Annotated in this window: 25 protein-coding genes; 15 read left to right on the top strand and 10 right to left on the bottom strand. The window is 58.6% G+C overall.

The window, feature by feature from the left end; all coding sequences use genetic code 11:
- Nucleotides 1-24: 24 nt before the first annotated feature.
- From LOY68_RS12295 to LOY68_RS12280, 4 genes are all read left to right on the top strand, one after another.
- The gene (locus LOY68_RS12295; RefSeq protein ID WP_265044848.1) at nucleotides 25-297 is read left to right on the top strand and encodes a hypothetical protein; all 273 of its coding nucleotides are present in this window, start codon (nucleotides 25-27) and stop codon (nucleotides 295-297) included.
- A 101-nt stretch (nucleotides 298-398) separates the two neighbouring features.
- The gene (locus tag LOY68_RS12290; protein WP_265045772.1) at nucleotides 399-800 is read left to right on the top strand and encodes a GFA family protein; all 402 of its coding nucleotides are present in this window, start codon (nucleotides 399-401) and stop codon (nucleotides 798-800) included.
- A gap of 316 nt (nucleotides 801-1,116) precedes the next feature.
- Nucleotides 1,117-3,273: a TonB-dependent siderophore receptor gene (locus LOY68_RS12285; protein ID WP_265044847.1), complete on the top strand. Its 2,157-nt coding sequence runs from the start codon at nucleotides 1,117-1,119 to the stop codon at nucleotides 3,271-3,273.
- Between the two features lie 152 nt (nucleotides 3,274-3,425).
- On the top strand, nucleotides 3,426-3,863 hold the full coding sequence (locus LOY68_RS12280; protein ID WP_265044846.1) for a phage infection protein: 438 nt from the start codon (nucleotides 3,426-3,428) through the stop codon (nucleotides 3,861-3,863).
- A gap of 74 nt (nucleotides 3,864-3,937) precedes the next feature.
- Here the strand turns inward: LOY68_RS12280 and LOY68_RS12275 are convergent, their stop codons facing one another.
- From LOY68_RS12275 to LOY68_RS12265, 3 genes are all read right to left on the bottom strand, one after another.
- Entirely contained in the window at nucleotides 3,938-4,303 is a 366-nt protein-coding gene (locus tag LOY68_RS12275; RefSeq protein ID WP_265044845.1) for a hypothetical protein, read from the bottom strand.
- 1,014 nt (nucleotides 4,304-5,317) lie between these two features.
- Nucleotides 5,318-5,620 carry a hypothetical protein gene (locus tag LOY68_RS12270; RefSeq protein WP_265044844.1) on the bottom strand — a complete coding sequence of 101 codons (303 nt, stop codon included), beginning with the start codon at nucleotides 5,618-5,620 and terminating at the stop codon, nucleotides 5,318-5,320.
- Between the two features lie 102 nt (nucleotides 5,621-5,722).
- Nucleotides 5,723-8,302: an EAL domain-containing protein gene (locus tag LOY68_RS12265; protein ID WP_265044843.1), complete on the bottom strand. Its 2,580-nt coding sequence runs from the start codon at nucleotides 8,300-8,302 to the stop codon at nucleotides 5,723-5,725.
- A gap of 257 nt (nucleotides 8,303-8,559) precedes the next feature.
- Between LOY68_RS12265 and LOY68_RS12260 the strand changes: the two genes are divergently transcribed.
- On the top strand, nucleotides 8,560-8,880 hold the full coding sequence (locus LOY68_RS12260) for a hypothetical protein (RefSeq protein WP_265044842.1): 321 nt from the start codon (nucleotides 8,560-8,562) through the stop codon (nucleotides 8,878-8,880).
- 244 nt (nucleotides 8,881-9,124) lie between these two features.
- Here LOY68_RS12260 and punC read toward each other — a convergent pair whose 3' ends face one another.
- Nucleotides 9,125-10,324, bottom strand: coding sequence for a purine nucleoside transporter PunC (gene punC, locus LOY68_RS12255; protein WP_265044841.1), 1,200 nt, complete (start codon nucleotides 10,322-10,324; stop codon nucleotides 9,125-9,127).
- Nucleotides 10,325-10,447: 123 nt separating this feature from the next.
- On the opposite strand from punC, the gene punR reads away from it, so the two are divergent.
- The 3 genes from punR to LOY68_RS12240 all read left to right on the top strand — a co-directional run bounded on the left by punR (nucleotide 10,448) and on the right by LOY68_RS12240 (nucleotide 12,003).
- Complete coding sequence (gene punR / locus LOY68_RS12250; RefSeq protein WP_265044840.1) at nucleotides 10,448-11,362, top strand: DNA-binding transcriptional activator PunR; 915 nt, start codon at nucleotides 10,448-10,450, stop codon at nucleotides 11,360-11,362.
- Between the two features lie 72 nt (nucleotides 11,363-11,434).
- Complete coding sequence (locus tag LOY68_RS12245) at nucleotides 11,435-11,809, top strand: hypothetical protein (protein WP_265044839.1); 375 nt, start codon at nucleotides 11,435-11,437, stop codon at nucleotides 11,807-11,809.
- Nucleotides 11,806-12,003: a helix-turn-helix transcriptional regulator gene (locus LOY68_RS12240; RefSeq protein WP_163909574.1), complete on the top strand. Its 198-nt coding sequence runs from the start codon at nucleotides 11,806-11,808 to the stop codon at nucleotides 12,001-12,003. Before LOY68_RS12245 ends, LOY68_RS12240 begins: the two co-directional genes overlap by 4 nt.
- A 6-nt stretch (nucleotides 12,004-12,009) precedes the next feature.
- Here the strand turns inward: LOY68_RS12240 and LOY68_RS12235 are convergent, their stop codons facing one another.
- On the bottom strand, nucleotides 12,010-12,330 hold the full coding sequence (locus LOY68_RS12235) for a DMT family transporter (RefSeq protein WP_163909573.1): 321 nt from the start codon (nucleotides 12,328-12,330) through the stop codon (nucleotides 12,010-12,012).
- Between the two features lie 68 nt (nucleotides 12,331-12,398).
- On the bottom strand, nucleotides 12,399-12,854 hold the full coding sequence (locus tag LOY68_RS12230; protein WP_265044838.1) for a carboxymuconolactone decarboxylase family protein: 456 nt from the start codon (nucleotides 12,852-12,854) through the stop codon (nucleotides 12,399-12,401).
- 200 nt (nucleotides 12,855-13,054) lie between these two features.
- On the opposite strand from LOY68_RS12230, the gene LOY68_RS12225 reads away from it, so the two are divergent.
- The 3 genes from LOY68_RS12225 (at nucleotide 13,055) to LOY68_RS12215 (ending at nucleotide 15,767) form a co-directional block, all read left to right on the top strand.
- Entirely contained in the window at nucleotides 13,055-13,669 is a 615-nt protein-coding gene (locus LOY68_RS12225; RefSeq protein ID WP_265044837.1) for an FMN-dependent NADH-azoreductase, read from the top strand.
- Nucleotides 13,666-15,075, top strand: coding sequence for a PLP-dependent aminotransferase family protein (locus tag LOY68_RS12220; RefSeq protein ID WP_265044836.1), 1,410 nt, complete (start codon nucleotides 13,666-13,668; stop codon nucleotides 15,073-15,075). Before LOY68_RS12225 ends, LOY68_RS12220 begins: the two co-directional genes overlap by 4 nt.
- Nucleotides 15,076-15,173: 98 nt before the next feature.
- Nucleotides 15,174-15,767, top strand: coding sequence for a TIGR00730 family Rossman fold protein (locus tag LOY68_RS12215; RefSeq protein ID WP_265044835.1), 594 nt, complete (start codon nucleotides 15,174-15,176; stop codon nucleotides 15,765-15,767).
- A 132-nt stretch (nucleotides 15,768-15,899) separates the two neighbouring features.
- Here the strand turns inward: LOY68_RS12215 and LOY68_RS12210 are convergent, their stop codons facing one another.
- The 3 genes from LOY68_RS12210 to LOY68_RS12200 form a co-directional block, all read right to left on the bottom strand.
- The gene (locus tag LOY68_RS12210) at nucleotides 15,900-16,439 is read right to left on the bottom strand and encodes an ester cyclase (protein WP_265044834.1); all 540 of its coding nucleotides are present in this window, start codon (nucleotides 16,437-16,439) and stop codon (nucleotides 15,900-15,902) included.
- A gap of 34 nt (nucleotides 16,440-16,473) precedes the next feature.
- Nucleotides 16,474-17,502 carry a polysaccharide deacetylase family protein gene (locus LOY68_RS12205; protein ID WP_265044833.1) on the bottom strand — a complete coding sequence of 343 codons (1,029 nt, stop codon included), beginning with the start codon at nucleotides 17,500-17,502 and terminating at the stop codon, nucleotides 16,474-16,476.
- A gap of 131 nt (nucleotides 17,503-17,633) precedes the next feature.
- Complete coding sequence (locus LOY68_RS12200; RefSeq protein ID WP_265044832.1) at nucleotides 17,634-18,560, bottom strand: LysR family transcriptional regulator; 927 nt, start codon at nucleotides 18,558-18,560, stop codon at nucleotides 17,634-17,636.
- Nucleotides 18,561-18,692: 132 nt separating this feature from the next.
- On the opposite strand from LOY68_RS12200, the gene LOY68_RS12195 reads away from it, so the two are divergent.
- Complete coding sequence (locus LOY68_RS12195) at nucleotides 18,693-19,091, top strand: RidA family protein (RefSeq protein ID WP_265044831.1); 399 nt, start codon at nucleotides 18,693-18,695, stop codon at nucleotides 19,089-19,091.
- A gap of 73 nt (nucleotides 19,092-19,164) precedes the next feature.
- Here LOY68_RS12195 and LOY68_RS12190 read toward each other — a convergent pair whose 3' ends face one another.
- Nucleotides 19,165-19,818 (bottom strand): HNH endonuclease, encoded by a 654-nt coding sequence (locus tag LOY68_RS12190; protein WP_265044830.1) that lies wholly within the window; start codon nucleotides 19,816-19,818, stop codon nucleotides 19,165-19,167.
- Nucleotides 19,819-20,139: 321 nt separating this feature from the next.
- Between LOY68_RS12190 and LOY68_RS12185 the strand changes: the two genes are divergently transcribed.
- The 3 genes from LOY68_RS12185 to LOY68_RS12175 all read left to right on the top strand — a co-directional run bounded on the left by LOY68_RS12185 (nucleotide 20,140) and on the right by LOY68_RS12175 (nucleotide 23,982).
- Nucleotides 20,140-21,516, top strand: a complete 1,377-nt coding sequence (locus tag LOY68_RS12185; protein ID WP_265044829.1) for a cystathionine beta-synthase — start codon at nucleotides 20,140-20,142, stop codon at nucleotides 21,514-21,516.
- Complete coding sequence (locus tag LOY68_RS12180; RefSeq protein ID WP_054054970.1) at nucleotides 21,513-22,691, top strand: cystathionine gamma-synthase; 1,179 nt, start codon at nucleotides 21,513-21,515, stop codon at nucleotides 22,689-22,691. The genes LOY68_RS12185 and LOY68_RS12180 overlap by 4 nt, the downstream gene beginning before the upstream one ends.
- Before the next feature lie 157 nt (nucleotides 22,692-22,848).
- A complete protein-coding gene (locus LOY68_RS12175; protein WP_265044828.1) occupies nucleotides 22,849-23,982 on the top strand; it encodes an aminotransferase class V-fold PLP-dependent enzyme in 1,134 nt (377 codons plus the stop codon).
- Nucleotides 23,983-24,242: the final 260 nt, after the last annotated feature.

Below are 24,242 nucleotides of genomic sequence, written 5' to 3'. Positions count from 1 at the left end.
TGCTTTGATCGGAGTTTTACCTTTATGGATAGATACATCCCCCTAACCGGAATCGACCTGGTCCCGGCTTCCCTACTCATCGACACCCAAGCCCCACTCCACGTCCTGCAAGCCATGGCCGATTACCGCATTCGCACGGTCACGCAGGTGTTGGAGAACATCGCCTACCGCGCCGAGATCGGTTGCGACACGGTGGTACTGGCAGACTTCTCCAGGCTATTGGTCATTCCCTTGCGCGACGGTTGCGACTTGATGGATGTCATCGGCCGGCGCTTACGGGCGCAGGTTAAGGAGTAAATGAAAACGGGCGCTGTGGTGGTGCCCGTTTTTTTGTGTCCGTGATGCCGTAGCATGGCGGGTCTTGCCTTTCCCCTTCTTTTGTCGAGTAACCGATGAACATGGATGAATTTCATCAAGGAAGCTGCCTTTGTGGCGCTGTGCGCTATGAGGTTTCGGGTCAACTGAAAGCCGTCTCCCACTGTCATTGCGAAAAATGCCGAAAAGCCCATGGCGCCGCGTTCGCGACGTACGCCAGCGTTCCCCGGTCGGACATTTCCATCGCGAGCAGCGTAGATGCGCTCAAGCGTTTTCAATCGTCAGCCGGGGTCACGCGGCAGTTTTGTTCGAGCTGTGGGACTTCGTTGTTCTGGTCGGATTCGAATGGAGCGTTTGCGGATTGGATTTCGGTTGCGGTCGGTACGCTTGATACGCCGTTTAACCCGCCCAAGCAGAAACACGTGTGTGTTTCGTCGAAAGCGTCCTGGTTTGAAATAGAAGATCGTTGGCCTCAAGAGGGTTGATGGTTGCTCGTTCGATTGAATCGATAAAAAAGGGTGCCGTGATGGCGCCCTTTTTTTGGGTTTGCGCGTGATGAATTCGGTTGTTTGCAGCGCACCCATCATCGTGATTTCCGCTCGTATTTGCGCCTCAACGATCCCGTCTGATTGCCCGTCCAAACCTGCCTTATGCCCCGCCCTTCATGTTATAAATGTGAAAAATTTGTTAAATCCCTGTCCGCAAAGGGTTTTTACAAGCGAAGCAATCTGCCAGACTGACGAGAATAATTATCAATACGATTATCATTGCCATGGACGGCCGTCAGGGAGAGTCAGATTCATGCTTGGGCATCAACCGCAAAGCCGTACGCCTTTTTCACCTGGTCTTCTGGCCATCGCCATCTACTTCGCAAGCACTCATGCCGCTATCGCCGCTGAAACCGCGACCCCACCCGCGACGCTGGAGCTGGATGCAACCAACATCACCAGCGAGCAGTTAGGTGCGACCACTGAAGGCACCGGCTCCTACACCACCGGCCCGATGCAGACTGCCACCAAGTTGCCTCTGACCATGCGTGAAACCCCGCAAGCCGTGACGGTGATTACCCGTCAGCGCATGGACGATCAGGCCATGACCAGCGTGAACGATGTGGTGAAGAATACGCCCGGCCTGTTCCTCAGTCAGTCCAGCGGGCCGGGTCGTCAGACTTACAGTTCTCGCGGTTTCGACATCGACAACATCATGTACGACGGTCTGCCGAGTTCGTATTCGGGCTACACCATGGGCGTGCAGCCTAACCTGGCGATGTTTGATCGCGTGGAGGTGATTCGCGGTGCCACGGGGCTGGTCACCGGCGCTGGTAATCCATCGGCGGCGATCAATATGGTGCGCAAGCGCCCGACGTTCACGCCGCAACTCAGTGTTACGGGTGCGGCCGGCAGTTGGGATGATTATCGCGGTGAGTTTGATGCTTCCGGTCCGCTCAACGACAGCGGCACGTTGCGCGGAAGGATGGTGGGTTCTTACCGGGATGCCGACAGTTTTCGCGACAAGGAGCAAAGCGACCACGGTCTGTTCTACGGGATTGCGGAAGCGGATCTGAGCGACAGCACCACCGCGTCCCTGGGCTTCTCCCGCCAGGAGGATCAGACCAATTTCTTTTGGGGAGGTTTGCCGCTCGGCACGGACGGTCATCACCTGAATCTGCCCCGCTCCACGTATCCCGGCACGGATTGGGAAAACAAAAAGCTGCGGGTCGACACGGTGTTCGGCGACATCGAGCATCGCTTCGACAATGATTGGAAATTGCACTTCGCCGGCTCGACTTCAACGCTGGACGGCATGTTCTCCGGGACTTACCTGTCGCGCTACGACGGTCCGCTGGAGACCACTGCCTGGCAATCGAAGCAGGACGAAAAGCAGACCGCGTTCGATACCTACGCCAGCGGCCCGGTGGAAGCGTTCGGGCGCACGCATGAAGTGGTGATCGGCACCAGCAAGCGCATTTACGACAACACCAGCAAAGACTACAGCCCTTACGACACCGGGTTGCCGATCGGCGCGCCGAAACCGGACTTCGTGCGTGACGGCAAAACCCACAACATCACCACTCAAGACGCCGTTTACCTGACCACCCGTTTGAGTCTGGCCGACCCGCTCACGCTGATTCTCGGCGGGCGCCTGGACTGGTATGACTACGATGACCGCTCGGGAGACGGCGACTATAAGGTGACGCGCAACCTGACGCGCTACGGTGGCCTGATCTACAAGCTCGACGATCACCATTCCGTGTACGCCAGCTACACCGACATTTTCACGCCGCAAACCTCGCAGGATCTTTCAGGCAAACTGCTTGATCCGATCGTGGGGGAAAACTACGAAATCGGCATCAAGGGTGAATATTTCGATGGCGCCCTCAACGCCAGTCTGGCGGTGTTCCAGACCGACCAGAAAAACCGCTCCACCGAAGCCGCCACTCAACTGGGTTGCCCGGTCCTGACCTGCTACGAAGCCTCTGGCCTGGTGCGCAGCCAAGGGATCGACATGGAACTGCAAGGCGCGCTGACCGAAAACTGGCAGGTCGGCGCCGGCTACACCTACACCCGCGCCCACTACATCAAGGACTCCGACCCGGCCAACAAGAATCAGCGTTTCGAGACTGACACGCCGGAGCATCTGTTCAAACTTTCGACCGTTTACCGCCTCCAGGGCCCGCTGGAAAAACTCCGTGTGGGTGGCAACGTCTATTGGCAGAGCCGCATGTACAACGACGTTGCTGTAGCCAATGGGACTTATCGGCTTGAACAAGGCAGCTACGCCGTGGCCGACTTGATGGCGGGTTATCAGGTGACCAAGCATCTGGACTTGCAACTGAATGCCAACAACATCTTCGACCGTGTTTACTACGCGGCGATTGGCAGCAGCACTGTGTGGGGCTCCACGGATACTTATGGCGATCCGCGCAGTTATCGGCTGACGGCGAAGTACAGTTTCTGACGATAAGAGAGCCGTTGGACTCCGGTGCAGGCGGTGGTTGTTCCACCATCGCCAACGTCGATAGTCACCATCACGTCAATGAAGTTCTCATAAAAAACCGTCGGCGTAACATCCGCTCCATACCCAACTAACAACACCCGGAGCACACGATCATGAAACGCCAAATCCTTCTCAGCATCGCTTTCTCGGTTTTCGCAGTTAACGCTTTTGCAGCGCCTTCTCGCACAATGATCGCTGAAGGTGGTTCGGATCGGTTGATCGAAAGCCGTGTGGCTGAGGGTGGTTCGGATCGCTTGATCGAGAATCGTGTTGCTGAAGGTGGCTCGGATCGTCTGCTGGAAAAACGCGTTGCCGAAGGTGGTTCCGATCGTCTGATCGAGAACCGCGTCGCTGAAGGTGGTTCGGATCGTCTGCTCGAAAAACGCGTTGCTGAAGGTGGCTCGGATCGTCTGATCCAGAACCGCGTCGCTGAAGGTGGCTCGGACCGTCTGATCGAGAATCGTGTTGCTGAAGGTGGTTCGGATCGTCTGATCCAGAACCGCGTCGCCGAAGGTGGCTCGGATCGTCTGATCCAGAATCGCACCGCATAAGTAAATAGCCTTAAAGCAGTCCCCAACAAAGAGCCCGGCCTGATCAGCCGGGCTTTTTCACATCTGACACGCCGCTATGCGACAAGCTCGACGTAGTTAGACTCCCCGCCCCCACTCGCGCCCGACAACCAGCCCCATACGAAGGCCAACGTGGTGCGCCCTGCGTCATCAATGCCAACCGTGCCACGAGACCAGCCTGCGAGCATCTCGCCATCTGTCGTCAAGCAGTGATAAAGCAGCTCGATGCTATCGGGGCCTGTCACGCGCCCGACTTGATGCCCCATGCGAATCCGGCCGCCCTGGTAAGTGCCCGAAATGGCAGCGTCTTCGACCTGATAATGAAATACGGTGCCTGCGCCAGATACCCCGTGCGCGTTACCCGCTACCGTAAATCGACGATTGTTCAAACGCTCGCTGATTTGAGAAAAGCCAGTTTCCATAGATGTCGCGTCCTTGAGTCGAGAGGTCCATTCCAGCGTCGATGATCTTAAGCCATTGTGTCGCAACTCATTAAGGCACTGATTTGCCTGTCGATGACGCGGCAAATTCAAGACAATAAAAAACCCGGACTGATAAGCCGGGCTTTTTGTACCTTAAACCCAACCCGTAGCAGCTGGCGTAGCCTGCGTTCGGCTGCGAAGCAGTCGTAAAACCTGAGTGCACGGTTTCCCTGAAGCACCGCGCTGGCTTACTTCGCGACTGCTTCGCAGCCGAACGCAGGCTTCGCCAGCTGCTACAGGGAACGTGTTTTGTTTGGGATTTTCAGAGTTCCGTTACTGATCTGTCTCAATCGCTGAAGGCTGTTCCGGCCGACTGATCCAAAATCGCACCGCATGAATGAATGGTTTCATCGCGATACGTGCCTTAAACCCAACCCGTAGCAGCTGGCGTAGCCTGCGTTCGGCTGCGAAGCAGTCGTAAAACCTGAGTGCACGGTTTCCCTGAAACACCGCGCTGGCTTACTTCGCGACTGCTTCGCAGCCGAACGCAGGCTTCGCCAGCTGCTACAGGGAACGTGTTTTATTTGGGATTTTCAGAACTGCATCACTGATCTGTCTCAATTGCTGAAGGCTGTTCCGACCGTCTGATCCAAAACCGCACCGCATAAATGAATGGTTTCATCGCGATACGTGCCTTAAACCCAACCCGTAGCAGCTGGCGTAGCCTGCGTTCCGCTGCGAAGCAGTCGTAAAACCTGAGTGCACGGTTTCGCTGAAACACCGCGCTGGCTTATTTCGCAGCCGAACGCAGCCGAACGCAGGCTTCGCCAGCTGCTACAGGAAACGTGTTTTGTTTGGGATTTTCAGAGTTCCGTTACTGATCTGCCTCAATCGCTGAAGCCTGTTCCGGCCGACTGATCCAAAATCGCACCGCATAAATGAATGGTTTCATCGCGGGACTCAACAAAAAACCCGGTCTGATAAGCCGGGCTTTTTTTTATCTGAAATCAGGTCTTAGTGCGCATTCAACAACATGAAGATACCCATCACCACCCACAGTACCGAGATGTACTGCATCGGCACAAAGAACAGCGTGTGTTTCTTGCGAAAGACGACTTCGCCGCCGGTGTCTCTATCGATGTAGATCTTGCCCGGCTGGTTGTTCATCCGGTGGCCAACATAGGCGTTGACGGCCGCGCCGACCAGTAGGCCGACACCCAGCCCGAGCCCATTGCCGAGCCCGGCGAAAGGTATGACGCAGATTAGCGGAATAACAACTGCCAGAAGGCCCCATCCTTGCCAAATAACAAAAAACATAACGCTTCCCTGGTTAATTTTTGAGGCGCGCAATCTAACAAAAAAACCGTTGAAGCGGTAACATTTTGAAATCAATTAGCCATCAGCTTCTACTGAGGCGGTTCAAACGATGCTTTTGGCTCCTGCATGTTCCACCAAGGCGTTGAACGCCTCAATCTCCAGCGGCCGGCTCAAGTAGTAGCCTTGACCTTCATCGCAAGACACCGCTTTCAGCAATCTGAGGTGCTCCGCCGTTTCGATGCCCTCTGCCGTCACGGTGAGCGATAACGCACGCCCCAACCCGACGATGGCCTGGACGATCGCCTTGTCATCCTCGCTTTCAACCAAGCGGCTCAAAAAGCTGCGGTCGATTTTCAGGCCGTCGAAAGGGAATTCGCGCAGGTAACTCAGTGACGAATATCCCGTGCCGAAGTCGTCCATGGATATCCGCACGCCGAGGCGCTTGAGCGTTCGCATCACCTCCAGCGCGCCGGCGGCATCTTCAAGCATGACGCTTTCGGTGATTTCCAGTTCTACCCGGGCAGGGTCGATGCCCGAGTCGTACAGGGTTTGCTGAATGCGCTCGATCAGGTTGCCTTGCCTGAATTCGATCGGTGAAAGGTTGACGGAAACGAACAAACTGTTCGGCCACTGGGCGGCGCAGTTGCAGGCGGTATTGATGACCCAGTTGCTTAACGCGAGGATCAGCCCGGATTCTTCGGCAATCGGGATAAACGTGTCGGGCGGGATTAAACCGCGCACAGGGTGTTGCCAGCGTACCAACGCTTCGGCGCCGACCATCTGACCGTCGGCGATTCGATAGCGAGGCTGGAAATGCAGGCGCAGTTCACCGTGTTTGATCGCATAGCGCAGGTCGCTTTCCAGGCGACGCCGCTCAATGATCCTGGCGTTCATGTCCCCCGCGTAAAAGCGCCAGGTATTACGCCCTCCGGCCTTGGCCTCGTACAACGCAATGTCCGCGTAGCGAAGCAGCTCGGCCGCCTCAAAAGCGTCCGTTGGCGCCATCGCGATGCCGATACTGGCGCTGACGAATACTTCTTGCTCGCCAATTTCGATAGGCCGCTCAATCGACTCGATCAGGCGGCGACAAAGCGCCTCGACCTCGTCCTGGGTGCTGACATCCGTAAGGATCAGGACAAATTCATCGCCCCCGACACGGGCAACAAGGTCCCCATCGCGCACGCAGTCGGCCAGGCGGTTCGATACCTGGTTAAGCACCAAATCACCAGCGGCGTGCCCGAGCAAGTCATTGACCGGTTTGAACCGATCCAGGTCCAGGCTGAGCATGATCAGCGGTTGCTCCGCCGTCGGCAGTGCCTTGAGTTTGCCGTCAAGAAACTCCTGAAGACGTGTCCTGTTGGGGAGCCCGGTCAAGGCGTCGTGCTGCGAGAGGAATTCGATCCGGCGACGGGCTTCAACTTCCTCTGTGACATCGGTCGCGGTCCCGCGGAATCCGTCCCCGGTCATTTCTCGAGCTGAAAGACGGGTGATTCGCTCCTGACCTTTGCTGTCGATATAGCGACACTGGACGCTGATGTCGGGGCGGCGCTTCGGGATGCTGAGCCACTGCGACAACGTGCCGGATTCGAGATGCAACAGATCATCGATCACGGCTCCGGTCCAGGCGTCTCTGGAAAGGCCTGTAACGACTTCAAATCGCTCGGACAGGAAGGTCAAACGCCAGTCGGCATCGATCTCCCAGACCCAGTCCGAACTGGCTTCAACCACGTCGCGAAAACGCGCTTCGCTGGTCGCGAGCGCGTCCTGGCTGCGTTGCTGCGATGTGTAGCTGGCATCGAGTGCCTGCGCCGCGGCGGTCGCACGGCGCAAAATGAACCAGGTCATCAGGCACACCAACAGCGCAGCGATGCCGATCAATGGCAGCCCTACCCCCAATAAACGCAGGCCGGGCTTTGATGAACTCCAGTGCAGGCGGCCGGCCGTGCCGTCATCGCCCAATGCAAGGAATGACGTGGTGCCCATCTCGTCAGGCGTGGCGGCGTGCAGGCGATCGACCCCAAAATCGTCGCCGATCAGGGCCAGCTTGGTGCTGTTCAACATATCCACGAAAATCAACACCGACGGCGGCTTCTCATCAGGTACTACGCTCGGGTCGGTTCCCGGAGTAATGGCGGCGGCCGCGATGAGGGTGGGTATACCTTTCACATTGATGAAGGTGGTCGTAGGCGTTTCTGTCTCGGCGCCGGCACGTGCTTTATCGAGGATCCCGGCCAGGGAGGACTGCTCCAGCCACTCGGCGGCGTCAACGGGCTTGAGCTCACCCTTGATCACGGAATAAACGGTGCGATTGGCGTCGTCGACGACAAACACCCCCTGAAAGCCAAAATCCGTGTATAGCGTTGAACCCACGTTTTGCCGGGTGTAGGCCCAGTCAACGTCTATATCCGTGTGCAGATGCTTGTAGGCATCGCCCCAAAAGGCGTAGTCCTTGACGGTTGAGCGCAGGGATTTTTCCAGCGATTGCACGGCTTTCTTTGTGTAGAAAGCGCTTTCGACCTCTTCTGTGCGGTCCAGATCATGCGCGAGATAAATCAGCGAACCGCTGGCCAGTAAAAACACGGCCGCCAACAGCCCCACGAATTTGAATAGAGAGGCACGTGCCAACGACAGGCTCGATCGATTGGCGAGCGTTGAGACGATAGGGGCGAGATTGTTCGGCATAATTTCCCGCTGGTCGTGGATGCAAGGCGCTTGCACATAAGGCTATCGGCTGTGATGACAGAATAGTGAATCATCTGACTTTTGCCTGACGTCACCTTGAATCGCGGGTTCAGGGTGGAAAATCGCCGGTGCAAAGGCGCCCTCCTCAACCATTGCCAGCGTCGATAGTCACCATCACATCAATGAAGTTCTCTTAAAAATTCCGGGGCGTAACATCGCATCCATACCAACCAATAACTCCCCCGGAGCACACCATCATGAAACGCCAAATCCTTCTCAGCATCGCTTTCTCGGTTTTCGCAGTTAACGCTTTTGCCGCGCCTTCTCGCACCATGATCGCTGAAGGCGGTTCGGATCGATTGATCGAAAGCCGTGTGGCTGAGGGTGGTTCGGATCGTCTGATCGAGAATCGCGTTGCTGAAGGTGGTTCGGATCGTCTGATCGAGAATCGTGTTGCTGAAGGTGGCTCGGATCGTCTGATTGAGAATCGCGTTGCTGAAGGTGGTTCTGATCGTCTGATCCAGAACCGCGTTGCTGAAGGTGGCTCCGACCGTCTGATCCAAAACCGCACCGCATAAATGAATGGTTTCATCGCGGTACTCAACAAAAAGCCCGGCCTGATCAGCCGGGCTTTTTCGTGCCTTAAACCCAACCTGTAGCAGCTGGCGAAGCCTGCGTTCGGCTGCGAAGCAGTCGTAAAAACTGAGTGCACGGTCTACCTGAAACACCGCGTTGGCTTATTTCGCGACTGCTGCGCAGCCGAACGCAGGCTTCGCCAGTTGCTACAGGGAACGTGTTTTGTTTGGGGTTTTCAGAACTCCGTTACTGATCCGTTTCAACCCGGCCAAACCGCTCAGCCGCGCCGCTCTTGCGCCCCTGCATCCAATACCCCAAAACCGCCACCGGCACGGTCCCCAGCATCACCATCACGGCAGTCTGCAACGGCTGTTCGATCCACGTTGACACCAGCAAACTCGCGCCAAAGCACGCCCCCAGTTGCAACGCGTTTTGCAGGGCCGCGGCCTTGCCGGAATTGTCCGGGAATGGCATCAGCGCATTCGTAATGATGATCGGGAAACTGGCGCCGTTGACCAATCCCATCAGGCAAAACGGGATCAGTAATGTGGTCAGGGTCGGCGTGGTCAACGTCGCCACCAGGTACAACGCGACCATGCTCAGGCAAAACGCGAGGATCAGCCACGGCAGCATCAGTTGGCCGCTGATCCGTTGCAGCAAACTGCGGCAGCTGAAGCCGCCGATCAGGAATCCCAAGGTTGGAAGTGCGTAGCTCAGGCCAATGTCGCTGGGGCTGTAGCCCATGCCGCCGAGGATGAACGGTGAGGCGGTGAGCCAGGCGAAGAATGCGGCGGAGCAGGCAGCGTAGATCAGCACGTTGCCGCTGAAGGCCGATGTCTTGAGGAGTTGTCCGAAACTGATGCGGGAACGTTCGCCGCTGGCCGTCAGGCGTTTCGGCGTGGCTTTGAGCAACGCCGTGGGCACCAGCAATGCGACGCTGATGCCGAGCAGTACAGCGAAAATCGCCTGCCAGCCCCAGTGATTGAGCAGCATCGCCCCCAGCAGTGGCGCGAGTGCGGGCGACAGGGACATCAGCGGAATGATCCCGGCGAACAAGCGATTGGCCTGGTGTGGCGGGTAGCGGTCGATCACCAGTGCTTGCCAACTGACCGCCGCCGAGCACACGCCGACGGCCTGGATAAAGCGCAGCGCCCAGAGTTGCACTTCGGTTTCGACCCAGAACATGCCGAGGCAGCCCATTGCGAACAGGCTCAAGCCCATTAACAGCACTGGTTTGCGACCAATGCGGTCCGACAACGGTCCCCACAACAATTGCCCGACGGCAAACCCGGCGAGGAAGATGCTCAGGCTCGCGCCGACCGCGCCGGCCGACAAGTGCAAATCGCCGCCAAGGACGCCGAACGCCGGGAGATACATGTCCATACCCAGGTAGCCGAGCACGCTCAGCCCAATCAAATAACAGGTGAAACCAAACGAGTTTTTCATCAACGCCCTAACGGAATCTTCAAATCAAATAATTTGTTAGCAGCGTGCCATTATGGGTGGTGAGACTTTGCTGTGAAGCGATAATAATTGGACGGTCTTATCAATATTTTTGAAGGCAACTGAATGTGGTCTGAATATTCCCTCGATGTAGTCGATGCCGTGGCTCGGCACGGCAGTTTCAGCGCGGCGGCGCAGGAGCTGCACCGCGTGCCGTCGGCGGTCAGTTACACCGTGCGTCAACTGGAACAATGGCTAGCGGTGCCGCTGTTTGTGCGGCGGCATCGCGATGTCGAGCTGACACCGGCCGGCAAGCTGTTTATCGAGCAGGCTCGTGGGGTCATGAAAAACATGCTCGACACCCGGCGCCTGTGCCAGCAAGTGGCCAACGGCTGGAGCGGCCAGTTGAAAGTCGCGGTGGATGCCATCGTCAAACAGGAGCGCTGCCGGCAATTGGTGCTGGATTTTTATAAACAGTTTCCCGACGTTGAATTGCTGCTCGGCTACGAAGTATTTAACGGTGTGTGGGACGCCCTCGCCGATGAACGCACTGACATTGTGATCGGCGCCACCAGTGCCGTGCCGGTGGCCAGTCATTACAGTTTCCGCGACATGGGCCTGTTGAACTGGTTGTGCGTGGCCAGCGCCGGGCATCCGTTGGCGGCAATGGACGAACCACTGGACGACGATCAACTGCGGCCCTACCCCGCGCTGTGCATGAACGACACCTCGCGCCACCTGCCGAAACGCGATACCTGGTCGCTGGATAATCAGCGACGACTGGTGGTGCCGAATTGGGCCTCGGCCCTGGATTGTTTGCGTGAAGGTTTGTGCGTGGGCATGGCGCCGGCGCACCTGGTGATCCCGCTGATCAAGCAAGGCGAACTGGTCGCCCTGAACCTGCAACGCCCTTTCGCCGCCAGCCCGTCGTGCGTGGCGTGGAATCAAAACAAGCTTTCGCCCGCCATGACCTGGTTGCTGGATTATTTGGGCGATGCCGAGACGATGAATCAGGAGTGGCTGAATGGAGATCTGCCCTAGACGTAAAGCACCCTTTACATCGCGAAAAACTTCGGCGAGTATGTAAAGCACCTTTTACATCAGGACGATGAAATGAAACGTTACTACTACGAAATGGCCGCCTCACTCACCCTCTACATGATCATGCTGGCCGGCTCGCTGACGCTGCTACAGCATCTGGAAAACGCCAGCACGGCCTTGCGGGTTACCGTAACGTTGATGCCAATGCTGCCGGCGGCGTTAATGTGCTGGGCCATCGTGCGCAACCTTCGGCAGATGGATGAAATGCACTTGCGCATCCAGTTCGAAGCGCTTGGTTTTGCCTTTGCGGCGTCCGCGCTGCTGACCTTCAGTTACGGCTTTCTGGAGAATGTCGGTTTTCCACATCTCAACTGGACCTTTGTGTGGCCGGTGATGGGTTTGATGTGGATCATCGGGCTTCAGGTCGCCAGACGTCGTTATCAATGAAAAACAAACTGAAAGAACTTCGCGCCGAACGTAAGTGGTCGCAAGTTGATCTGGCGGCACTGTTGAATGTCTCGCGGCAAACAATCAACGCCATTGAAAATGGGCGCTATGACCCAAGCCTTCCGCTGGCGTTTCAAATTGCCCGGGCGTTTGAGTTGCCGATTGAAAGCATTTTTGACGATGAAGTTGATTGAGGCCGATCAATTCGCCGACACCAACTTCAACCCGATAACGCCGCCCAAGATCAGCGCGATACAAAGCACCCGCAACGGCGTGGTTGAATCCCCCAATATCGCCATCCCGAGAATCGCCGTGCCCGCCGCGCCGATGCCGGTCCACACCGCATAAGCCGTGCCCACCGGCAAGGAACGCAGCGCCACGGAAAGTATGTAGACGCTCGACACGCCGGTGGCGGCGGCGATAAGTCCTGGAGTCAATCGGGTGAAACCTTCCGAGCCTTTCATCGCAAATGCGAAGGCGATTTCGAGGATGCCGGCGAGACCTAGTAATAACCATGCCATGGTGACAACTCCTTTCGTTTAGCAAATGAGAAGTGAGCGAGCGCCGACGCGGCGCTCGCCTAAAGGGTTCAGGCTTTGTTGGCCGCCGCAGGGATCGAGCGGAACGTCACGCCGAAGCGGTTGAAGGCGTTCATCAAGCCGATGGCGTAAGTCAGGTCGGCCAGTTCCTTTTCGTTGAACTCGGCGGCGGTGGCTTGATAGTCCGCGTCCGGCACGCCGGTTTCGGCCACGTTCGTGACGGTTTCGGCCCAGGCGAGAGCGATGCGTTCGCGGGTGCTGAATACGGCACCGGCATCGCGCCAGACCGGCACCAAAACCAGTTTTTCCACACTGACGCCGAGCTTGATCAGGTCCCGCGAGTGCATGTCGATGCAGTAGGCGCAGCCGTTGATTTGCGAGACGCGCAGGTACACAAGGTCGATCAGTTCGTGGGGCAGACCGGTTTTTTGCAGGGTCACGTAGACGCCACCGAATGCCTTGTAACCGTCGGGCGAAGCGCTGGCGTAGTCGATGCGATTAGTCATGATGAATCCTCTGTTGGCTGATTTGAGGACTCCATCGTGGTGCTTCATGGACCAGCGGTGAAGGTCCATGATCTGCCTATTGTCATGGGCCATACTTATCCATTCATGGACCAGTCAGAAAGGCATTTCATGGATCTTTTGCCTGGGTCATAGGGTTCGTAGCATGGGTGCCTCTGTCGATCATCCGGAAGGTAAACACCATGAATATCCTGCATGTCAGTTGCAGCCCTCGCGGGCAAGCGTCCGAGAGCTATCGGCTGTCGCAAAAAGTGATCGGGCATTTATTGCAGCGCGATCCGAACGCCGAATTGATTAATCGAGTGGTAGGCGCCGGCGGGATCGCGCATGTGGATGAGAACTACGCGATCTCCCAACAATCGCTCGAAGACGTCTCTCAAGAGGGTTCTTTTATCCAGTCCGAAACGTTGATCAACGAACTGGAAAGCGCCGATGTGCTGGTCATCAGCACGCCGATGCACAACTTCACCGTGCCCTCGGCATTGAAGGTGTGGATTGATCACGTCGCTCGGGTGCGCCGGACGTTTAATGTCGGCGCGCAAGGCAAAACACCGATGCTGCGCGATCGTCCGGTGTTCGTGGCCATTGCTTCGGGCGGGAGATTTTCCGGGGAACGTGCGCGTCAGCCGGACTTTTTGACGCCGTATCTCAAAGCCGTGCTAAACATGATCGGCCTGCATGATCTAAATTTCTTCACAGTCGAAGGCACCGCCCTGGGCCCGGATGCTGTCGCTGAGGCCCGCGCCTCGACTGATCAGGCGCTGCACACGTATTTCCACCATCACGAGGCGCAATGACAAATCCCGGCAAGCCTTTTTCGCCCCTGGACCCGGCGTCCAAAGAACCGATCTACCGGCAAATCTACTGGCGGTTCCGTAGCGCGATTTCCGATGGCGCGCTCACGCCGGGCGAGCGGATTCCGGCGGCCCGGGCATTGGCGAAAGAACTCGGCCTGGCCCGTGGCACCATCGATACCGCGTATTCGCTGCTGACTGCCGAAGGCTACATTCAGGCGCGCGGTCAGGCCGGGACGGTGGTGGCGCCGGGGATCAATGTGCGGGCGCCCTCTTCTGCCGCCGAGCGAACGGTCGAAAACACTTCGATCCGGCACAAGGCGCCAATCCTGCCGTTTCAAATGGCCTTGCCGGCGCTGGATGCGTTTCCACGGAAAATCTGGGCGCAGATTGGCGCCCGTTGCGTTCGCGCCACGCAGGTAACGGACATGGCCAACCCGTCGGTGTACGGCCTGGAATCGTTGCGCATCGCGATTGCCACTTACCTGCAAGTCGCACGCGGTATTAACTGCGCGCCGTCCCAGGTGTTTATCACTTCGGGTTACCGCAACTCACTGACGCTGATCGCCCACACCTTGCTCAAACCCGGCAACCGCGTGTTGGTCGAAGACCCTGGCTACCTGCCGACCCGGCAATTGCTCACGCATCTGCAGATTGAAACGGTGCCGGTGCCGGTCGATCAGGACGGCATGCAGGTCGCGAAAGCGGTGAACAACGCGATGGACGCCCGTGCGGCAGTGGTCACGCCGGCGCATCAAAGTCCGCTGTGCGTGTCGCTGTCGTTGCCGCGCAGGTTGGAACTGCTGGAGTGGGCGAGCCGTGAGCAAGCCTGGATTGTCGAGGACGACTACGACGGCGAATACCGCTACGTCAGCCGCCCGTTGCCCGCGCTCAAGAGCCTGGATCGCGACGGTCGGGTGTTGTATGCCGGCACGTTCAGCAAGGTGCTGTTTCCCGGGATCCGCCTCTCGTATCTGGTGGTGCCGCCGGCGCAGGTCGAGCGCTTCGAGCACGTCGGTCAGACCTTCCTTGGCAACTGCCCGGAACTCACTCAGGCCATCGTCGCCACGTTTCTCACCGAGGGTCATTTCGCCCGGCATATCCAGCGCATGCGCAAACTCTACGGCGAACGCCGGGAGGCGACTGCGCGGGGGCTCAAGGCTGTTTTGGGCGAGCGGATTCGCATTGATGCGCAACCGGGTGGCATGCACTTGATCCTGCGGCTGACGGATCAACAATCTGATCGCGCGCTGGTCGAGCGCCTTCAGCAGGCAGGGATTTATGCCGAAGCGCTGAGCGATTTCAGCATTCGTGGCCAGACCGATTCGGCGCTGCTGCTCGGGTTCGCCAACATCGATTCCCAGGCCACCGCCGAACGCCTTGGCCAGCGCATTCTGGAATTGTTGTAACGGCTTCATGGCCTATTCGAACACTCGATTCTTGGCGCTTTTGCATCAGTCCAACTAGCCGCAGGATGAGGCGCTCAGCCCTCAAGCGGACACAATCGATGCCCACCCCACTTCGCAGCATTGCGGTTTTCTCCGGTTCCAACTTTGGCTTCAACCCCGCCTATACCGAAGGTGCTCGCGCCCTGGGCCGGGAAATCGGCAGGCGCGGTTTGCAACTGGTGTACGGCGGCACCGACCGGGGTTTGATGGGGATCGTCGCCGATGCCGTGCTGGCCGAAGGTGGCGAAGTGGTGGGCATCATCACCCGCTACCTGCACGACCTCGGTCATCTGCATGGCGGACTGACCCGGCATGAAATCACCCCGGACATGCGCAGCCGCAAGACCCGCATGAGCGAATGGGCGGACGCCTTCATTGCCTTGCCGGGCGGTTTGGGGACCTTTGAAGAATTGTTCGAAGTCGCGACATTGACCCAGCTCGGCGAGCACAACAAAGGCGTCGCCTGCCTGAACATCGGCGACTTCTTCAACCCGGTGCGCAGCCTGCTTGAGCATGCAGTGAAGGAAGGCTTCATGAAAACCGAACACAGCGACATGCTGATCTTCAACACCGAACCGGCGGCACTTATTGATGCGCTGGAGCAATGGCAAGCGCCCACCATCAACAAATGGATCGCCCCCGCACAGACCTAAAACCAACACAAATCCCCTGTGGGAGCGGGCTTGCTCGCGAATGCGGTGTGTCAGACACGTTTATGTCGACTGATACGACGCTTTCGCGAGCAAGCCCGCTCCCACAGGGGGAAATTTGCGTGACGGCGGAAGTTAGTGAGACATGCCCAACTGCTTCGTCAACGTCAGGTTGTCTTCAATGTGCCAGTTCGCCGCAATTTTGCCGTTTTCAATCTGGTAGATATCGGTGGCGATGAAGTCCACGGTTTGCCCGGTGCCTTTGGTGTCGCCAAAGGTCCCGGTGAAATGCCCGCGAAAATGCAGGTGCACCACGACCCGGTCGCCGGCGATGATCATTTGCTCGACCTCGCAACTCAGGTCCGGCACCGCACCACGAAACGCCCGGGATGCCAGCAACGGCCCTTCCGGCCCTTGTTTGCGACCTTCGGGCGGGGTCTTGTCGATGAAGTTGTTTGCCAGCGCCTCCCGGGCGAACGCTTCTTCGCCGGTGTTCCAGAAGGTGTCGTAACGGCGGGCGGCGGTTTCCATGAGTTTGAGTTGCGCGGCGCTCAGGCTCTTGTCGGTGATCAACACACCGGGTTTCACCAGCTCGGTGGCGGCGGCAGTACCGGAGACTGTCACGGCGAACAAAATACCGGCGATGAGGGACGCGGATGCGATTGAACGTGGCATCGTCAGACTTCCTTTAAATGATGTCGGGCAAGACTCAGATCGTCTCGGTTTCCCGAATGCTGAGTGGGCTGTTGAGGGTGTATTCGGCGATGGCGTCCTTGCGCATGAAGGCGACACCCGGATGGCGTTTGGCGTAGCGCAGAAACTCGTCCCAGACCCTCACCATCTGCGGCGTGCCGCTAATCCGGTCATGCGCACTGACCGACATCATGCGCCGCCGGCTGCCGGCCTCTTCGTAGAGCTGATCGAACTCCAGTTTTATCTGCTCCAGGAATTGCCCCGGCGAGTAGTTGCGACCCTCGATCAGCACGATGTCGTTGTTGCGCAGGGTGTACGGCACCACGACAAAATCCTTGCCGTTGACCTGTTCGATAAAGGGTTCGTCGCGGCTGACATCATCGATGTGATAGACGTAACCCAGCTCCTGCAACAGTGCCAACGTATTAGGGCCGCGCCGCAGCCAGTTGCAGTTGTAGCCCTTGACGGGTTGGCCGGTGACCTCGGTCAGCATGCTCGCGGCTTGCTGCAGGAAGGCGCGCTCCTCTTCCCGGCTCATGGCAAATTGCGAGCTCCAGTGCGGGCCGTGACCCGAGGCTTCATGGCCACGGGCAACGATCTCTTTGGCCAGCGCCGGGTTGCGTTTCACCGCATCGCCGATCATGTGGCTGGTGACTTTGACGCCGTGGCGATCCCACAGGTCGAGCAGCCTCGGAACGCCTTCGCGGTAGCCATAGGCAAACCAGGTATTGGTGGCCGGGTCCGAGGGCACGCTGTCGGGGAAATTCACGCGGGGAAACGGGCTGTCGGTGTCTTTGAGCGGCTGTCCACCGGCTTCGAACTGCATGGAAATCGAAACCACCAACCGCGTATCGCCCGGCCAGAAACCACCCTTGGATTTGCTCGAAGTCGGCGTTGCCGCGCCGGTGCTTTGCGCGGCGGAAGCGTTGGCCGGACTGAGCAACGCGCCAGCGGCCAGTACGGCAGCCCCTGCACCAGCCTGGGCCAGGAAGGTCCGGCGTTGCGGGTTTGGTGGGGTCGCAGATTCGGTGTTCGTGGGTTCCATGCTGTTGACCTCAAACATTAAGTGATGCGCCGAAGGGGAATGCCGCAACGTTAGTGCTTAAGGTTTATTTTGATAATCAGGCAAAAATCGAAAATCAATTTCGGAAATGCCGAAGAATGTTTTCAAGGGCCTTATGCATCCGGCCGATCCGTGATCGGCGCATGCTGCGTCATCAGTTCCGCGACCCAATCGATAAACACCCGTAGCTTGCGGCTGATATGCCGGTTCGGCGGAAACGCTACATAAATCGGCATCGGATCAAGCTGCCAGCCCTCAAACAAACGCACCAAATCACCGCTCGCTTCGTGGGCCTTGGACATGTAGTCGGGCATCCACAGCACGCCGAGCCCGGCCAGGCCCGCCGCGAGATAAGCGTTGCCGTCATCGACCGCCAGTACGTAGCGCCCCTTTATCTCCACGCTCTCACTGTCGCTACGCATGGCGTAGGGCAAGGCCCTGCCGGTGCGCGCCCAGAGGAAACCGACGATGCGATGCGCCGAATCCTCCAGCTCCCGTGGGTGCAATGGCGTGCCGACGCGCGCCAGATAGCTCGGCGCCGCAAACACGCCGAGTTGCAGATCGCCGACCCGCCGTGCCATCAGCGACTGATCGGTGAGTTCGCCGCCGCGCACCACGCAATCGACGTTCTCGCCGATGATATCGACCATGCGATCGCTGACGCCCATGTCGATCTGGATGTCGGGATAGCGCGCATGAAACTCAGGCAGCGCCGGCACCAGAATCATGCTCGCCAATGGACTCGGCACATCGACCCGCAAGCGTCCCCGAGGCTGCACCGACGCACCGGACAAACCGGTCTCGGCATCGTCCAGGTCCGCCAACAGCCGCACCACGCGCTCGTAAAACACCGCGCCGTCGGCGGTGACGTTGACCTTGCGCGTGGTGCGATTGAGCAGCTTGACCCGCAACCGCGCCTCCAGTTGCTGCACCAATTGCGTCACGCTGGTCTTGCTCATGTGCAACGTCTCGGCAGCCTTGGTGAAACTGCCTGCCTCCACGACTCGCGCAAAGGCCTGCATCGCATCAAAACGGTCCATATTCGCCCCGGATTGTTTGGGTTTTACAAACAGTGATAGCTACGGTTGCTCGTTTATCGGGCGGGTGCAAGTCCTTACAGTCACTTCATCGTTAATGACGGGTCACTGTTGACCTGCCGATGGAGGCACTTTATGACTCAGCGTGATGTGGTTTTTCCGCCTGGACGCCAGGCACTTTACGAGCGCAATCGCTATTCGCCAGCGATTAAATCCAATGGCTTTTTGTTTGTGTCGGGGCAGGTCGGCAGTACCGAGGACGGTTCGCCCGAGCCGGTTCTGGAGGATCAGGTACGCCTCGCCTTCAACAACTTGAACGCGATTTTGAAGGAGGCCGGTTGCACGTTTGATGACGTGATCGATGTCACCGTCTTCATCGTCAATCCCGAAGAGAAGTTCGAAACCATCTGGAAGATCGTGCCGGAGTTCTGGGGTAATGCGCCGCACCCGACACTGACTGGCGTCGGGGTGACGTGGCTTTATGGGTTTGATTTTGAGATCAAGGTGATTGCCAGGTTGCCGGAGGCTGCCTAGGGCTATCTGCTAAACCTGTGGCGAGGGAGCTTGCTCCCGTTCGGGTGGCGCAACCGAACGGAAACAAGATTGGCTAGATCCGATTACCCTTGGATAGGTTGCAAGGTTCGCAGAGTAACTGCAGGTTTCTGACGGTGTTACTGCCACCGAGCGAAAACGGAACGATATGGTCGAAACACAGCAGCTTGCGCACCCCACGCTCGACGCAAGCCCCGCCATCCCGTTGCCAAACCTCACGTTGCACCGCCCGGGAGATTGCCTCCCTGCGCGGGGCGACGGGTTTTGGTGCAGGCATACCGTTGATATCAACGGGGAAGCGCATACCTTCGCCACTGACCTCAATTGAGGTGGTCAACACGGGTGCAGCGCTCACCGAAGGCAAAGTGGCCTTGGCGGCAAAGGCCTTGATATATGACACAACGTCATTGAGTTCGGCGTCGGAACTCAATATCAACTTAAGCGCAGGCTGCCCTTTTTCCAAGCCTGCGGATGCATAAGTGCCGCTATGTCGTCCTGAATCACCGGCGTACTCCAAGGCAATTTCCGGAACAGGTTGATCGTCCGGGGGGTACGGTAACCAGACGAACGCGGCATCTTCGCGATTGGGCTGGTCAGTCTGGACGACTATTCCAAGCCCCGCAGCATTAAAGGAAGTGACTTTCAGTCGAACTCGGTCCGGATGCCCGAATTCCTGAGAGAACCGTTCTATGACCCGATCTTTGAGCACTCGACATTTCCCTTTGCCTTAAATTCGAGATTCGTTGCCACCTAGCCGGTAAGACGGATGACGTTTGCCCCAAGACTATATGAGCGACGAGAAATTTCGTAGACGCTTAATTGAGTCCAGATCTCAGATTCATAGTTTGGCGCCTAATAAAGCCCCCAAGACCCAAACCACTGTCGCGCGACGAACAGCGTCGTGCCGTTACCGAATGGCGACACCCGGTTGCGGATGGGGCCAACCCGGCCTATGGTCCAAGCGTGATTTGCCTGCAACGGGCGGGCGACATTTCGCCGCCAGTTGCTGCCCCCCACAGGAGGTGACGCTATGCCGAATAATTCCCGCCCCGCCGTTCTCGAACTGATCGGCAATACCCCGCTGGTGCGCGTCAGCCGCTTCGACACCGGCCCGTGCACGCTGTTTCTCAAACTCGAATCGCAGAACCCCGGCGGTTCGATCAAGGACCGCATCGGCCTGGCGATGATCGACGCCGCCGAGCGCGACGGACGCCTTAAACCCGGCGGCACCATCGTCGAAGCCACCGCCGGCAACACCGGCCTGGGACTGGCGCTGGTCGGCCGGGCCAAGGGGTATCGCGTGGTGCTGGTGGTGCCGGACAAGATGTCCACCGAGAAGGTCTTGCACTTGAAGGCCATGGGCGCCGAAGTGCACATCACCCGCTCCGATGTCGGCAAGGGCCATCCCGAGTACTACCAGGACGTGGCGGCGCGTTTGGCCAAGGAAATTCCCGACGCGTTCTTTGCCGATCAGTTCAACAACCCGGCCAATCCGCTGGCCCACGAATGCAGCACCGCACCGGAAATCTGGGCACAAACCCAGCATGATCTGGACGCCATCGTCGTCGGTGTTGGTTCTGCCGGCACCCTGACCGGGCTGACCCGTTTCTTCAAACGCGTACAACCCAACCTCGAAATGGTCCTGGCCGATCCGGTCGGCTCGGTGATGGCCGAATACAGCCGCAGCGGCACCCTCGGCAAGCCCGGTTCGTGGGCGGTGGAAGGCATCGGCGAGGATTTCATTCCATCGATCACCGACCTCTCCAGCGTGCGCCACGCCTACTCGATCGGCGATGAAGAAAGCTTCGACCATGCCCGCCAACTGCTTCGCGCCGAAGGCATTCTCGGCGGCTCATCGACTGGCACCTTGTTGGCTGCAGCGCTGCGTTATTGCCGCGAACAAACCGAGCCGAAACGCGTGGTCACGTTCGTCTGCGACACCGGCACCCGCTACCTGTCGAAGGTCTACAACGACCAATGGATGAACGACCAGGGCCTGTTGCAGTACAAACGCTACGGCGATCTGCGCGACCTGATTTCCCGGCGCTTCGAAGATGGCCGAGTGATCAGCGTCGGCCCGGACGACACGCTGCTCACCGCGTTCCAGCGCATGCGCCTGGCGGATGTGTCGCAACTGCCAGTGCTGGTGGACGGCAAGCAATTGGTCGGGGTGATCGACGAGTCGGATATTCTGTTCGGCATGCAAGAAGATGCCTCGCACTTTCGCTTGACCGTGGCCAGCGCAATGACCGACAAAGTGCAAACCCTGTCGCCCGGCGCCAGTCTGGCTGAACTGCAAGCCGAACTCGATCGCGGACTGGTGGCGATTATCGCCGACGCCTCAGGCTTCCACGGCCTGATTACCCGCGTCGACCTGCTCAATCACTTACGGAGATCCCTTACATGAGTCAGCACGATGAAACCGGTGCGCCGCGCGCCTTCGCCACTCGGGTGATCCACGCCGGGCAGGTGCCGGACCCGTCCACCGGGGCGCTGATGCCGCCGATCTACGCCAACTCCACCTACCTGCAATCGAGCCCCGGCGTGCACAAAGGCCTCGACTACGGCCGCTCGCACAACCCGACGCGTTTCGCCCTGGAGCGTTGCGTCGCCGACCTTGAAGGCGGCACCCAGGCCTTCGCCTTCGCCTCCGGGCTGGCAGCGATTTCCACCGTGCTTGAGCTGCTCGACGCCGGCTCGCACATCGTCTCCGGCAACGACCTGTACGGCGGCACCTTCCGCCTGTTCGACAAAGTACGCCAACGCAGCGCCGGGCATCGCTTCAGCTACGTTGACCTGACCGACCTGTCGGCTTTCGAAGCGTCGTTGCAGGACAACACGCGGATGGTCTGGGTCGAAACCCCAAGCAACCCGCTGCTGAGCCTCACCGACCTCAGCGCCATCGCCCGCCTCTGCCGTGACCGCGGGATCATCTGCGTGGCCGACAACACTTTCGCCAGCCCATGGATCCAGCGTCCGCTGGAACTCGGCTTCGACATCGTCGTGCACTCGACCACCAAATACCTCAACGGGCACTCAGACGTGATCGGCGGCATCGCCATCGTCGGGCAAAACCCGGAACTGGCCGAACGCCTGGGCTTCCTGCAAAACTCGGTCGGCGCGATCTCCGGCCCGTTCGACGCATTCCTCACCCTACGCGGCGTGAAAACCCTGGCCCTGCGCATGGAACGCCACTGCAGCAATGCGCTGGAACTGGCGCAATGGCTGGAGCGTCAGCCGCAAGTGTCACGCGTCTACTACCCGGGCCTGCCCTCGCACCCGCAGCACGAACTGGCACGCCGCCAAATGCGCGGGTTTGGCGGGATGATTTCGGTTGACCTGAACACCGACCTGGCGGGCGCCAAACTCTTCCTTGAAAGCGTGAAAATCTTTGCCCTGGCTGAAAGTCTGGGTGGCGTGGAAAGCTTGATCGAGCACCCGGCGATCATGACTCACGCGAGTATTCCGGCGGAAACCCGGGCGCAGTTGGGGATTGGCGATGGCTTGGTGAGATTGTCGGTCGGGGTTGAGGATGTGGAGGATTTGAGGGCGGATCTGGCGCAGGCGTTGGCGCGAATTTGAATTGAGGGCTGGACTGCAAACATTGCCAAGTCCAGCAATCGACCTGATGAGGCCAGCCGCTCGATAGAAGTCGCCATTCAATCCCGAGCAATTTGTCATTTGCCAAGGCTTAGGGCAGGGTCGAAACCACTGAGATCCCTGCCAAAGGAGTTACCCCATGTCAAAGCTCTATCCCAGTATCGATCCCGAGGGGCTGGTCGAGTACTCAGTGGTCTATACCGACCGTTCACTCAACCACATGTCGCAGTCGTTTCAGGACGTGATGAAGAACATTTCCAGGACCCTGAAACAGGTCTACAACGCCCAGGCTGTCGCGGTGGTCCCGGGCAGCGGCACATTCGGCATGGAAGCGGTCGCGCGACAGTTTGCCACCGATCAGCAATGCCTGGTGATACGCAACGGCTGGTTCAGTTATCGCTGGAGCCAGATCCTTGAGATGGGCAACATCCCAGCGGCCACCACGGTGCTGAAAGCCCGACCGGTCGACACGGGCCGCCAGGCTGCCTACGCCCCACCGCCTCTGGACGAAGTGCTGGCAGCCATTGCGGCGCAGAAGCCGCAGATTGTCTTCGCGCCCCACGTTGAAACCTCATCTGGGATTATCCTGCCCGACGAGTACCTGCGGGCCGTCGGCGACGCCGTGCATGCGGTGGGCGGCCTGTTCGTGCTGGACTGCATCGCCTCGGGCACGCTTTGGGTTGATATGCAGAAATGCGCGGTCGACCTGCTGATCAGCGCACCGCAGAAAGGCTGGAGCGCCTCCCCTTGCTGCGCCCTGGTGATGCTCAGTTCTTTGGCCCTCGAGCGCATCGAACAGACGCAAAGCAGCAGCTTCGCCTGCGACCTGAAAAAGTGGCTGCAGATCATGCAGGCCTACGAACAGGGCGGACATGCCTACCACGCGACCATGCCCAGCGATTCCCTCGCGCGATTTAACGAAGTGATGAAAGAGACGCAAGCCTACGGTTTCGAAAAGGTCCGCGGCGAACAACAGGCTCTGGGCGATCGGGTGCGCGCGATGTTGACCGGCAAAGGATTCAAAAGCGTGGCCGCAGCCGGCTTCCAGGCCCCAGGTGTCGTGGTGAGCTACACCGATGATGCCGACATCAAGAGCGGTAAGAAATTTGCCAACCACGGCCTACAGATCGCCGCCGGAGTTCCGTTGCAATGCGACGAGCCGGCCGACTTCCAGACCTTCCGCATCGGCCTGTTCGGACTCGAAAAGCTGCACAATATCGAGCGCACGGTCAGTACCCTCGAGCAGGCACTGGACGAGGTGATGGGTAATTAAGGCCGATTCGGGCCTGCCGCAGGTAGCGAGGTTGTGAATTTCAGGAAGGCATTCGGCGCTGGGCACTGCCGGCCCATGGCGCTGATCTTTGGCGAGTTTGACGCTGGTCGCCCGGACGTCATGTTAGAACCATAAGGGACAGCCCGTGGACGTGTGTTACTGACACGGGCGTCCTTTTGCGCTATCAGAAAAGGTTTCCAACGACACCTTTCACGGGGCGGAAGATTGGTGGCTGGATGACTTGGATCGACCCGAGGCTG

It is taken from the genome of Pseudomonas sp. B21-053, from assembly GCF_026016365.1.
GTDB lineage: Bacteria > Pseudomonadota > Gammaproteobacteria > Pseudomonadales > Pseudomonadaceae > Aquipseudomonas > Aquipseudomonas nunensis.
The sequence above is the reverse complement of the archived record's forward strand: the minus strand, read 5'-3'. Positions and strand labels throughout refer to the sequence as shown.

Coding starts and splice junctions, on each gene's coding strand:
- LOY68_RS12210 (WP_265044834.1), bottom strand. CDS start 16,439: ATGCCACGTTCAATCGCATCCGCGTCCCTCATCGCCGGTATTTTGTTC.
- LOY68_RS12215 (WP_265044835.1), top strand. CDS start 15,174: ATGCCCACCCCACTTCGCAGCATTGCGGTTTTCTCCGGTTCCAACTTT.
- LOY68_RS12220 (WP_265044836.1), top strand. CDS start 13,666: ATGACAAATCCCGGCAAGCCTTTTTCGCCCCTGGACCCGGCGTCCAAA.
- LOY68_RS12235 (WP_163909573.1), bottom strand. CDS start 12,330: ATGGCATGGTTATTACTAGGTCTCGCCGGCATCCTCGAAATCGCCTTC.
- LOY68_RS12240 (WP_163909574.1), top strand. CDS start 11,806: ATGAAAAACAAACTGAAAGAACTTCGCGCCGAACGTAAGTGGTCGCAA.
- LOY68_RS12295 (WP_265044848.1), top strand. CDS start 25: ATGGATAGATACATCCCCCTAACCGGAATCGACCTGGTCCCGGCTTCC.
- LOY68_RS12280 (WP_265044846.1), top strand. CDS start 3,426: ATGAAACGCCAAATCCTTCTCAGCATCGCTTTCTCGGTTTTCGCAGTT.
- LOY68_RS12200 (WP_265044832.1), bottom strand. CDS start 18,560: ATGGACCGTTTTGATGCGATGCAGGCCTTTGCGCGAGTCGTGGAGGCA.
- punC (WP_265044841.1), bottom strand. CDS start 10,324: ATGAAAAACTCGTTTGGTTTCACCTGTTATTTGATTGGGCTGAGCGTG.
- LOY68_RS12245 (WP_265044839.1), top strand. CDS start 11,435: ATGAAACGTTACTACTACGAAATGGCCGCCTCACTCACCCTCTACATG.
- LOY68_RS12275 (WP_265044845.1), bottom strand. CDS start 4,303: ATGGAAACTGGCTTTTCTCAAATCAGCGAGCGTTTGAACAATCGTCGA.
- LOY68_RS12195 (WP_265044831.1), top strand. CDS start 18,693: ATGACTCAGCGTGATGTGGTTTTTCCGCCTGGACGCCAGGCACTTTAC.
- LOY68_RS12270 (WP_265044844.1), bottom strand. CDS start 5,620: ATGTTTTTTGTTATTTGGCAAGGATGGGGCCTTCTGGCAGTTGTTATT.
- LOY68_RS12175 (WP_265044828.1), top strand. CDS start 22,849: ATGTCAAAGCTCTATCCCAGTATCGATCCCGAGGGGCTGGTCGAGTAC.
- LOY68_RS12185 (WP_265044829.1), top strand. CDS start 20,140: ATGCCGAATAATTCCCGCCCCGCCGTTCTCGAACTGATCGGCAATACC.
- punR (WP_265044840.1), top strand. CDS start 10,448: ATGTGGTCTGAATATTCCCTCGATGTAGTCGATGCCGTGGCTCGGCAC.
- LOY68_RS12260 (WP_265044842.1), top strand. CDS start 8,560: ATGAAACGCCAAATCCTTCTCAGCATCGCTTTCTCGGTTTTCGCAGTT.
- LOY68_RS12205 (WP_265044833.1), bottom strand. CDS start 17,502: ATGGAACCCACGAACACCGAATCTGCGACCCCACCAAACCCGCAACGC.
- LOY68_RS12265 (WP_265044843.1), bottom strand. CDS start 8,302: ATGCCGAACAATCTCGCCCCTATCGTCTCAACGCTCGCCAATCGATCG.
- LOY68_RS12285 (WP_265044847.1), top strand. CDS start 1,117: ATGCTTGGGCATCAACCGCAAAGCCGTACGCCTTTTTCACCTGGTCTT.
- LOY68_RS12225 (WP_265044837.1), top strand. CDS start 13,055: ATGAATATCCTGCATGTCAGTTGCAGCCCTCGCGGGCAAGCGTCCGAG.
- LOY68_RS12180 (WP_054054970.1), top strand. CDS start 21,513: ATGAGTCAGCACGATGAAACCGGTGCGCCGCGCGCCTTCGCCACTCGG.
- LOY68_RS12230 (WP_265044838.1), bottom strand. CDS start 12,854: ATGACTAATCGCATCGACTACGCCAGCGCTTCGCCCGACGGTTACAAG.
- LOY68_RS12290 (WP_265045772.1), top strand. CDS start 399: ATGGATGAATTTCATCAAGGAAGCTGCCTTTGTGGCGCTGTGCGCTAT.